The 10,228-nt window shown below is 53.5% G+C and carries 11 protein-coding genes and 1 pseudogene; 4 read left to right on the forward strand and 8 right to left on the reverse strand.

Going from position 1 to position 10,228, the window contains the following annotated elements:
* A partial coding sequence (locus HMPREF1028_RS10330) for a type VI immunity family protein (RefSeq protein ID WP_009312703.1) occupies window positions 1-1,217 on the reverse strand: 1,217 nt, incomplete at its 3' end.
* Between the two features lie 192 nt (window positions 1,218-1,409).
* Window positions 1,410-2,117, reverse strand: a complete 708-nt coding sequence (gene truC / locus HMPREF1028_RS10335; protein WP_009312704.1) for a tRNA pseudouridine(65) synthase TruC — start codon at window positions 2,115-2,117, stop codon at window positions 1,410-1,412.
* 206 nt (window positions 2,118-2,323) lie between these two features.
* On the opposite strand from truC, the gene HMPREF1028_RS10340 reads away from it, so the two are divergent.
* A complete protein-coding gene (locus HMPREF1028_RS10340) occupies window positions 2,324-3,052 on the forward strand; it encodes a TIGR00730 family Rossman fold protein (RefSeq protein WP_009312705.1) in 729 nt (242 codons plus the stop codon).
* Window positions 3,053-3,269: 217 nt separating this feature from the next.
* Window positions 3,270-4,136, forward strand: a complete 867-nt coding sequence (gene rsgA / locus HMPREF1028_RS10345) for a ribosome small subunit-dependent GTPase A (protein WP_009312706.1) — start codon at window positions 3,270-3,272, stop codon at window positions 4,134-4,136.
* Window positions 4,137-4,840: 704 nt separating this feature from the next.
* On the opposite strand, the gene HMPREF1028_RS10350 is transcribed toward rsgA, so the two are convergent.
* The 5 genes from HMPREF1028_RS10350 to tsaB all read right to left on the reverse strand — a co-directional run bounded on the left by HMPREF1028_RS10350 (window position 4,841) and on the right by tsaB (window position 8,204).
* The gene (locus tag HMPREF1028_RS10350; protein ID WP_009312707.1) at window positions 4,841-5,509 is read right to left on the reverse strand and encodes an HAD-IA family hydrolase; all 669 of its coding nucleotides are present in this window, start codon (window positions 5,507-5,509) and stop codon (window positions 4,841-4,843) included.
* A gap of 234 nt (window positions 5,510-5,743) precedes the next feature.
* Window positions 5,744-6,238, reverse strand: a complete 495-nt coding sequence (locus HMPREF1028_RS10355) for a hypothetical protein (RefSeq protein WP_009312708.1) — start codon at window positions 6,236-6,238, stop codon at window positions 5,744-5,746.
* 60 nt (window positions 6,239-6,298) lie between these two features.
* Window positions 6,299-7,093 (reverse strand): uracil-DNA glycosylase family protein, encoded by a 795-nt coding sequence (locus tag HMPREF1028_RS10360; protein WP_009312709.1) that lies wholly within the window; start codon window positions 7,091-7,093, stop codon window positions 6,299-6,301.
* On the reverse strand, window positions 7,087-7,530 hold the full coding sequence (rimI, locus tag HMPREF1028_RS10365) for a ribosomal protein S18-alanine N-acetyltransferase (RefSeq protein WP_009312710.1): 444 nt from the start codon (window positions 7,528-7,530) through the stop codon (window positions 7,087-7,089). Before rimI ends, HMPREF1028_RS10360 begins: the two co-directional genes overlap by 7 nt.
* Window positions 7,527-8,204 (reverse strand): tRNA (adenosine(37)-N6)-threonylcarbamoyltransferase complex dimerization subunit type 1 TsaB, encoded by a 678-nt coding sequence (tsaB, locus tag HMPREF1028_RS10370; RefSeq protein WP_009312711.1) that lies wholly within the window; start codon window positions 8,202-8,204, stop codon window positions 7,527-7,529. The genes rimI and tsaB overlap by 4 nt, the downstream gene beginning before the upstream one ends.
* A 289-nt stretch (window positions 8,205-8,493) precedes the next feature.
* Between tsaB and HMPREF1028_RS10375 the strand changes: the two genes are divergently transcribed.
* Both HMPREF1028_RS10375 and HMPREF1028_RS10380 read left to right on the forward strand, forming a co-directional pair.
* A complete protein-coding gene (locus tag HMPREF1028_RS10375) occupies window positions 8,494-9,060 on the forward strand; it encodes an NADPH-dependent FMN reductase (protein ID WP_009312712.1) in 567 nt (188 codons plus the stop codon).
* Window positions 9,061-9,481: 421 nt separating this feature from the next.
* Window positions 9,482-9,805: a hypothetical protein gene (locus tag HMPREF1028_RS10380; protein WP_009312713.1), complete on the forward strand. Its 324-nt coding sequence runs from the start codon at window positions 9,482-9,484 to the stop codon at window positions 9,803-9,805.
* On the opposite strand, the pseudogene HMPREF1028_RS10385 reads toward HMPREF1028_RS10380, so the two are convergent.
* Window positions 9,806-10,228 (reverse strand): annotated as a pseudogene (locus tag HMPREF1028_RS10385) (IS630 family transposase); the annotation flags it as partial. It lies immediately after the preceding gene.

Here is a 10,228-nt window from a genome sequence, read left to right on the forward strand (position 1 = left end):
CGCAAAGGCTCGTTATGGTCGCCTTTGACCAGCTCCCAAATGGTCAGGCCCATTTGGGGTCCGAGAAGTGCTTTTTGTGTCCGTACTCCTTCTCCTTCAGGGAAAATTTCGCCTTTATTGAAATGGCGGGTCTCACCGTCAAAGCTGGTGATTTTCCACATACCTGAAATTGGAACTGGCTCTTCCTCGACGCCGATGATTTCCTGCGGCGCTTGGGTGTAGATCCGCTTGCCGTCCTTTTCTTCCACTTCCCAGCCGTCCCATCTTCTCGACCAATAATACATCTGTTCGCGGGTAATGCCGCCCATATTTTCGCGCGGATATTTTTCGCGTATCGGTTCTAAAGCTCGGTTTAGCGCAATGTAGTCCAAGGGTAAATCTTCGCGGATATCCCCTGTTTCGGGCAGGCTGCCGATTTTAAAAACCTTGATACCGGCAAAGTCGCGCAGAGTAATATCGGGATGATTTGCCAAAACAGACTCTATCCTGCCTGCCGGAAGCTGTCGGTAAAGTTCCCTACCGACCAGTGTGTACCAACTGATACTGCGTATGTTGTATCTATAAAACGTTGACAGATAATCGGTCGTGACCGGAATCAGCCCCAAATTTTCGCGGCAAACCCCGTATTCATACGGCGCACCGTCGTAATAATTATGCGGTGGAATTGCTGCCAGTCCGATATAACCGTGGAAAACATCCAGCTTCTCTGAAATCTTACCGACAAACTCATCCAGTTTTGCCAAATCTTGGGGAGAAGACAAAATTTCCAGTGGCAGATTAAAAAGCAGGGTGCCTAACGGCATATACGGCTCATTTGCCAAACCTGCAGCAATAGAGGTGATATTGAAATAATAGGATGCACTGGTATTTGCATGCTCGCTTTGCATTCCCCACTCGATGTTGGGCGGATTTTTCTCCCGACTATCCAGCCAACGGTAGATTTTATCGCGTTCTTTCAGATATGATTTTTCGGTCAGTTTGACTTCCTTAATATCCCTATGACCTTTTTCGTGCCAAGCTATTGTCAGCTTGTCTTTCGCCCATTCGTAATAGAAATCCATCAAACCGGTTAAGGCATCGGCGACATCATCGCGGGTATTGAAATAGACTACGCCGCGTATACCCAGTTTCAACAGGGTAAAGCCATGTTCGTTGTAGCGTTTGGTGCGGTCGGCGGTGTAGCGGATGGCGGCGAGTTGCTTTTCGATGTCGCTCATGGAATGTCCTTATGGTGATATGACAGACGTCGTCTGAAAGAGTGTAGCGTTTTCAGACGACTTTTACCGTCAAACAGGATTATTCGGCAGGAATATTGGTTAAACGGAATGATGCGGCAAGGGGTGGGGTCGTCTGAAATCCGTGTCCGGCTTCGCAGCATAACCAGCCCGCCTGTTGGTACAACTTTTCACTTACGCTTCAAACGTATCCAGCCAAATCCGCCAGCTTTCGTCGGTATCGGCGCAGACGGTCAGGGTTTCGCCGTTTTCGATACTTTGGAACGAGAGGCTGCGGGCGTGGAGCATGAGGCGGGTGGGACCGAGGTGGGCGGCGGTGGCGTGGTTTTGGCGCAGGTCGCCGTAGTTGGTGTCGCCGACGATGGGATGGAAGATGTGTTTCATGTGGCGGCGCAGTTGGTGTTTGCGGCCTGTGTGCGGGATGAGTTCTGCCCACGAGTAGCGCGAGGTCGGGTAGCGGGCGGCGGATTGGAAGGGCAATTCGGTGCGCGCAAGACAGCGGTATTGGGTTTGGGCTTCTTGGAGGGTGGCTTCGGTTTGGGATTCGGCGATTTTGTCGGGCTGATATTTGAGGGGGTAGTCGATGAGTCCGTCGTCAGGCAAATATCCGCGCACGATTGCCCAATAGGTTTTGCGTGTGGTTTTTTGTTCGAACTGCTGTGTCAGCAGGCGGGCGGCTTCGGAGTCGAGGGCAAACAGGAGGACGCCGGATGTAGGGCGGTCGAGGCGGTGGGCGGGATAAACGTGTTGTCCGATTTGGTCGCGCAGGGTCTGCATGACGAATTGTGTTTCGTGGCGGTCGAGCCAGCTTCGGTGGACGAGCATTCCGGCAGGTTTGTTGACGGCGATGGTGCGGCTGTCGCGGTAGAGAATTTCGAGCATGGTCTGATGTGGGCGGAAATGGGGGATTGTAACGCAAGCGGCGCGGCTGAGACGGCAATCTTGTTCCCTTTTACCCGGGTTGGCGGGCTGAAACGCACGATTCGGTTCAAATAAGGAACACTTGCCGCCATTCCTGCCTGCGTTTTCAGACGACCTTGGGTTCTGTCGGTTACAATGTGGAAGTTTAACAAGATGAAGGAAAAATCGTGAGCCTGCTCAAAAAACTGCCCAAGCCTATGCTGCCCGATGAGGCGCGCCGCGAGATTCAGGCGCGGGAGTCGTATCATGTTTTGAAGATTATTTCGGAATTTGTCGAGGCGGGCGAGGAGCTGCGGGCAATTCAGCCTGCGGTCAGCATTTACGGCAGCGCGCGCACGCCGGAAAACCATCCCGACTATGAATTTACGCTGCGTCTGGCGCGCAAGCTCTCGGATGCCGGTTTTTCCGTCATTTCGGGCGGCGGGCCGGGGATTATGGAAGCGGCGAACAAGGGCGCGTTTGCGGGTGCAAGCCCTGCGGTAGGGCTGAATATCGTGTTGCCGCACGAACAAAAAGCCAATCCGTATCAGGATTTGTCCATCAAGTTCCAACATTTCTTCCCGCGCAAAGTGATGTTTGTGAAACACGCGGTCGCGTATGTCGTCATGCCCGGCGGCTTCGGCACGCTGGACGAACTGTTTGAAAGTCTGACGCTGGTGCAGACGGGCAAAACACCCGACCGCCCGATTATCTTGGTGGGCAAGGATTTTTGGTCGGGCTTGTTGGACTGGATACGCAAAGAGCTGCTCGGGCGCGGGCTGATTTCGGAAGCCGATATGGATTTAATCCGACTGATCGACGGCGAAGACGAAATCATCGAAGAAATCTTCGCGCACTACGAAAACCGTTTGGAAGATTTTTCCGAAGGCGTCAACGCGTGGTCGCTCGGCTTGTGATGGGCTGGGAGGTCGTCTGAAAACCGTTTGAATCTCGCGGGATGAGTTGAAATCAAGACAAGGCGGCAACGCCGTATCGGTTTCCAGTTAACCCGATATAGAATCGTTTCAGACGACTCAGACGACCCCTGCCTATTTCGGTACAATACCTTTTCGCCGCAAGGCACCACGCCGCTGCGAACATTCCCTTTATCCACTCCACCCGACCCAACCATTTATGACCGATACCGCCCAAATCATCACCAGCTACGGCCGCCGCTACATCGTGCGCACGCCCGACGGCAAAACCTACGAAGCCAGCACGCGCAAAAAGCGGGTGGATTTCGCCTGTGGCGACCGCGTGCATATCCAAAACATCAACGCCGAACAAGCCGTCATCGAAGACTATCTCCCACGCGAAAGCCTGCTCTACCGTCAAGACGCTTGGAAAACCAAGCTCATCGCCGCGAATGTTACCCAGCTTCTTATCGTTACCGCCGCCGTTCCCTCACCCAGCGAAGCCCTGCTGCAACGCGCGCTCCTTGCCGCCGAAGCCGCGGGTATCCAAGCCGTCATCATCCTGAACAAAGCCGATCTGCCCGAAACCGCACTCTGGCGCGACAAACTCAAATTCTACGAAACGCTGGGTTATGCCGTGATCGAAACCCGCGCACTGGAAAACGCCGACATCCTGCGCCCCGTCCTGCAAGGGCATACCAACATCCTGCTCGGACAAAGCGGCATGGGCAAATCCACCCTGACCAACGCCCTCTTGGGCAACCAAACCGCCCGCACCGGCGACATCTCCACCGCGCTCGATTCCGGCAAACACACCACCACCCACGCCCAGCTCTACGATTTAAACGAAGAAACCCAATTGATCGACTCCCCCGGTTTGCAAGAATTCGGGCTGCACCACCTCCAAGCCGCCGACCTGCTGCAATACTTCCCCGACCTGAACCACCTCGTCGGGCAATGCCGCTTCCACAACTGCACCCACCGCGCCGAACCCGGCTGCGCCGTCAAAGCCGCCGCTGAAGCAGGCGAAGCCAAGCCCGAACGCATCGAGTTTTTGCAACGGATAACGGATGAATTGTTGAGATAGGGGAAGCGGTTGGTTTAGGTGAAATAAAAAGGTCGTCTGAAAACTTGGGAAACAGGTTTTCAGACGACGTTTTTGTTGACGATTGAATAATTTATTTTGTCATTGCCGAGCAGGAGGGAAGGATGGTCTCAGGAGGCAGCAAGCCGTAATGCTTGCAGCGAGTTGTAGCGTGGGCTTCGCCCGCGAAAAAAAACGGTTCAGATTATGGTTCGGTTTGGGGTTTGATTGATAGATTTCGTGGGCGAAGCCCACGCTACGGATTGGCGGTAGGTTTTAGGTTTAATTCAAACCGATACGGCGTTGCCTCTCGGTTATCTGGCACACACTGCCGTTTTGCTCAAAGAGGTCGTCTGAAAACAGCCAAATGTAGCAAGCCGTAGCGCGGGCTTTGCGCGAGACGTGCCAGTCCGAGCCAAAGCCGAACAATAAACCGAGTTTTTTCGTGGGCGAAGCCCACGCTACGGATTGGTGGTGGGGCTAGGGTTTAATTCAAACCGATACGGCGTTGCCTCTCGGTTATCCGTCACACACTCTGCCGTTTTGCTCAAAGAGGTCGTCTGAAAACAGCGAAACGTAGCGTGGGCTTTGCCCACGAAAAAAACGGTTCGGATTATGGTTCGGTTTGGGGTTTGATTGATAGATTTCGTGGGCGAAGCCCACGCTATGGTTTTGCAGTCTGTTTTTTAAAGGGCTTTTGTCCCGTTTTAAGCCTTGCCCGCCCAATCAAACGTTTCCAAAAAATCGGGCAGTTCGGAAAGGCTGTCGAGGATGGCGAGATGCGGGGCGGTGTGCAACATGGCAGCGGAGTGTGCGCCTGTGGTGAGGGCGACGGCGGGAGCTTTGGCGTTGGCTGCCATTTCCAAGTCGTGGGTCGTATCGCCGACCACCAAAGTTTCCTGCGGCGTCAGTCCCAGTTCGTCGCAGAGTTTGAAAATCATGTCGGGCGCAGGTTTGGAGGCTTGCTCGCTGGCGCAGGTGGTCGCCATCCAAAAATCGGCTGTACCGGTTTGCGCGATAGAGCGGTCGAGTCCTATCCTGCCTTTGCCCGTGGCGACGGCGAGCCAGTAGCCTTGGTTTTGCAGGGTGTGCAGGCAGGGCAGGGCTTCGGGGAAGAGCGTCATGTTGTGGTTGTTGGGGTTGAGATAGTGTGCGGCGTAGGTTTCCGCCAATTCTTCGCGCATGTGTTCGCCGGCATGAGGGGCAAGGCGGCGGATGATTTCGGGCAGGCTGTAACCGATGAGGGCGCGGACGGCATCGTCATCGGGAACGGGCATGCCGCAGTCGGCAAAACTTTGTTGGAAGGTGCGGATAATCGGGCGCGTTGTGTCTGCCAGCGTTCCGTCCCAGTCGAAGATAATCAGTTTAGGTTTCATCGTGCGCTTTCTTTCAGACGACCTTGAGGCAAGATAGAAAAATCATAGCAGAAAATCCGATGCCTGCCTGCTGACAGATTGATGCAAACTTTAAAAATTATGCCTGAATTCAAACGCTAAGGTCGAATGAGTTGGGTAAAGGGGTCGTCTGAAAAGTTTCAGACGACCCTTTTTATGGGTTTTCTTGCTGAAGAACATGAAGGAGGGCGGTGTCCCGATTTCCTGCTGTCAGGCTTATCTTTTCATTTTATGGAAGATGATGGGTTGCTCCGGCGCGCGGGTCAGTTGGCGCGGCAGCGTCAGCATCGCCAATATCCAGACGCTCAAGGCGTAAAGAAATATCCCGCCTTGCCGCATGCCGCCCAATGCCGCGCTGCCCAGTAAAGATTCCAAGATAATCACGACCAAAGCCGCCGCACACGCCGCCGCACCGCTTAAAAACAGGGCGTAGCGGAAATGGCGGCGCATCATTTTTTTGTAGGCGAGCTTGGTCAGACCGCCCGCAATCATCAGGTTGAAAAAGCCGAATACGCCGCAGATAAACCAAACAATGGAGTCATCCCAGCCCGCAACTTGCCGCAACTGCCCGTCTTGTAAGGTCAGCAGCAGTCCGGAATGGCGGAACAGCCCGACTGTGATGATTTCGTGCAGCAGCAATGCCAGAGGCAGGTTCAGGAAGATCAGGGCAATCAGCAGCGGGCGGTAGGGTTTTTCTTGGGTGAGGTACATGATGGATAGGGAGGGGGGCGGATGTGATGCGGGATATGTTTGGAACGCTGTCGGCGTGCCTTAATTCAGTATCTGCCGCACTTGTTTCAAAACCTGCCAGGCTTTTGCTTTGAGCTGCGGCTGGCGCAGCAGGTGGGCAGGGTGGGGAAGGATGAAACGGGGCGTGTCGCCGCAGAGGGTGTCTATTAATGGGGCAAGTTCGGATTTTTCAAAGATTTGTCCCACCAATAAAACAGCCTTCGCCTGCGTATCGGCAAGCTCTCGGGTAAGCTGTGGCAGCTCGGCTTGGATTTGTTCGTCAGTAGGATGCGGGCTGAAAACAGGTGCCGCTTTGACCCAGCTGGTTTTGTATGCCTGCTGCGGCGTCAGGCGGATGGCGGCAAGCATATTGTCGAGTAGGACGCCGACCGTGCCGTGAAAGAGCTGTCCGTGCAGGCTGTCTTCGGTTGCGGGGCAGATGCTGATGATGATGACTTCGGACGGACGCGCTTCGGTTTGCAGGCGCGGGAGGTCGTCTGAAACGGTTGCGGCGGAAGCTTTGCCGGTGTTTTCGGGTGCGGAATGCGTCCGCGCGGATGGGGAGGGTGCGTCAACTGGCGCGGCAGACGGCGGGATGGGGGGCGTTGTTGCGGAGGCGGTTTTTTCGTGTTGAACCTCCGCCATCGCCGCCATGCGGGCATGATGTGCCGATGCGGAAATCGTGCGGACGGCTTCGGCAACTTGGGCGGCAGCAGGTTTCTGCGGCTGCGTAACGGGTGCATCACCCGCAGGCGGGATGACTTTGGCGTGACGGTTCAGCCACATCGGGCCTAAGCCTAATGCCTGATGCAAGTGGAGATAGCGGCTGCTTAACATGGTTTTTCCATCAATACGGCGTCTTCATGCCCGCCTTCGGGCAGGGAATAGTAATGTTTGCGGATGCCGACCGCGGTAAAGCCGTATTTGAGATACAGCGATTGGGCGGCGGCATTGCCGGCGCGGACTTCCAACAGCAGGCGCGTGATACCGGCGGTTTGGGCGTGGCGGAACCAATGTTCCAAAAGAGCGGCGGCAATGCCTTGGCGGCGGTATTCGGGGGCGGTGGCAATCAAATGCAGCTCGGATTCATCTAATATATCCTGCCACACGATAAAGCCGCCGATGACGCCGTCGGTCTCGCAGACCCATAATTTATCCGTACTCTGCGCCAGCGCGGAGGCGAATTGTTTCACAGACCAGGGCGACGGGTTGCTGACTGCGTCAATCGCGGCAAGGGCAGGGCAGTCGTCTGAAAAAGCGGGGCGGATATTCATGCCTGCGCTTTCCGTTCTGCCTGCTCTTTGGCGGTCAGCGCGACTTTGTTGCGGACATAAAGCAATTCGGCGTGCGCGGCATCGGACGCGGGATAACGCCCGCTGAGTGCCAGCTTGAGATAGTCGGAAGCGGCAGGCATTTGCGGCGTTCCGGCAAAGGGCGGCGCATCGGTCAGCGCAAACGCATTGCCTATGCCGCCGGTAAACGCACGGCCTTCGGGTTCGACAATTTCAGCCGCTTTGCCAACCTGATAATCGCCGAACCGCCGGTGCGCGCCCGTGTCGAACCATGCGTAAAACACTTCGCCCATGCGCGCGTCGGTCGCCGCCAGTACGCAGCTTTGTCCGGGCAGCAGATACGCCGCCGCATCCAGACAGGGGATGCCGATGAGGGGCGTACCAAACGGCGTCGCCAAACCTTGCGCCACGCCTGTTCCGATACGCAAACCGGTAAACGCGCCGGGACCTTGTGCATAGACGATCACACCCAAATCCGCCGCCGCAATACCCGCTTGTTCAAACAAAACACGAATCTGCGGCAGAATCAAATCGGATTGTTTCGTGCCGACATCTTCATGAAACGAAACAATCTGTCCATCGGTTTGCAACGCGAGGGACAGGTAGGAAGTGCTGGTGTCGATGGCAAGGACAGGTCGTCTGAAATCGGCTTGCATGGCGTGTTCTTCAAGATAAAAATTTTAGGATGGATTATAGCATTGTCGTCTTGATTCATGCCCGATAGGGTTTTCAGACGACCTCGATAACGTTTCAACACTTTAGAAAATGACTGTCTCGAAACTGGGGCAGGGCAGGCAAGCCGCTACCAAACCGATTTCCCAACTCAGGTCTGCCTTGCGCAGAATAGTCAATTTGTTCCCAACAGGATTGACGACAATCAACCGGCGGCTTTAAAATGAATTCAAGAATCGTTATTATTTTTTTACTATCATCAGGAGAAAATTTATGGCAAAAAAAGTCAGCATTTTAGTAGGCAGCCTGCGTAAAGGATCGTTCGCCCGCAAAGTGGCGCAAAACGTCATCCCCATGTTCCCCGAAGGCTACGATGCCCAAATCGTCGAAATCGGTCATTTGCCGCTCTACAATTTCGACTACGACGACCCCGCCGAAACCGACTTCCCTACGCCCGAAAGCTATACCGCCTTCCGCGAAACCATCAAAGCTTCCGACGGCGTATTGTTCGTTACCCCCGAAAACAACCGCACCGTCCCCGCCTGCCTGAAAAACGCGATAGACATCGGCTCCAAACCCAACGCCGACGTCGCCTGGAAAAACACGCCCGCAGGCATCATCAGCCATTCCGTCGGCAAAATGGGCGGTTACAGTTCGCAAAAAAACCTGCGCCTTGCCTTGTCCTACTTCAATATGCCGCTGACCGGACAGCCCGAAGTCTTCCTCGGCAACTCCCCCACCTTGTTTGACGACAACGGCAAACTCATCGAATCCGCGCGCAGCTTCGTTCAAGGCTACATCGACCAACTCGTCGCCCTCATCGAGAAGAACCCCAAATAAAACCAGCAGAAAAACTGCCGGACTTTAGAAAATAGCTGATTTTCTAAACATCAAAGGTTTAATGCAGAAAGGTCGTCTGAAATCTAAGGTTTCAGACGACCTTTCTTTTAAATCAATAGCATCAGAGAAAACACACATCAAAGCTCGTCTGAAAGAAGCAAACCCAACGGGTCTGCAACCATTCAGACGACCCATCAGCCGGTTATCCCATTCGCTTTACCCATTACATCGTTCAAGCTACTATACGAACCACTTTGTCATTTAAAAATGCGCCGCACTGAGCATTGTGGCGGGCAAAAAGGAAAAAAATGAAAAAATTATTTAGGTTTTTAGGCTTGGTAGGTTTAGTCGCCGCTCTTCCGGTTTTATCGATCTATGCCTCTTCGGGAAAAGAAATCTTCAATCAAAAGGATGATTTTTTGTGGATACCGATAAGGAACGCTCGTTTGCATTTATGCTAAGCAACTATTCTGACCAAGGTGTAATGATAACTTATCACAAGGCTGGAGAGACATGGACTTTAAACGATATAGGGCCTTATTCAGAGGAAGGGGGAGGACAATGTTACGTTTCCATCCCTTGCTGGCATGAGGGAATGACGCTGCCACTGACTTTGATGATAAGCACGGATACAAATGAATTTGAAGAGTGTAACGTTAATGTGAAGGTAGATAAATTTACCGATGAAGACAACGGATTATTGCAGTTTCACATTTTGCCGGATTATTCAGTGCGTGTATTATAGTCAATTAAAATCAAAATAGGACAGTAGCGCATCGTCAAATCGGGCGTAATCAGACAAAACGGTTCGCAGATACCGCTTAATATTCGCCCACACCTTCTCAATCGGGTTGAGCTCAGGTGAATAAGGTGCAAGAGGCAATACCTTATGTCCAAATTTTTCCGCCATTTCCCGTAAGACACCCATACGGTGAAATCGTGCATTATCTAAAATAATCACCGATTTTTGAGTCAATGCGGGCAGTAGGCATTGCTGAAACCACGCTTCAAAAAAGACTCCGGTCATCGTATTTTGATAAACCATCGGAGCAATCAGCCGGTTGCCGACTTGTGCGGACACCAGAGATAAGCGTCGGTATCTTTTTCCACTTATCTGCGCTTTCACTATTTGCCCTTTCGGGCTGCGGGCATAGGGACGGAACAGGTA

Origin of the sequence: Neisseria sp. GT4A_CT1 (assembly GCF_000227275.1) — a bacterium.
Lineage (GTDB): Bacteria > Pseudomonadota > Gammaproteobacteria > Burkholderiales > Neisseriaceae > Neisseria.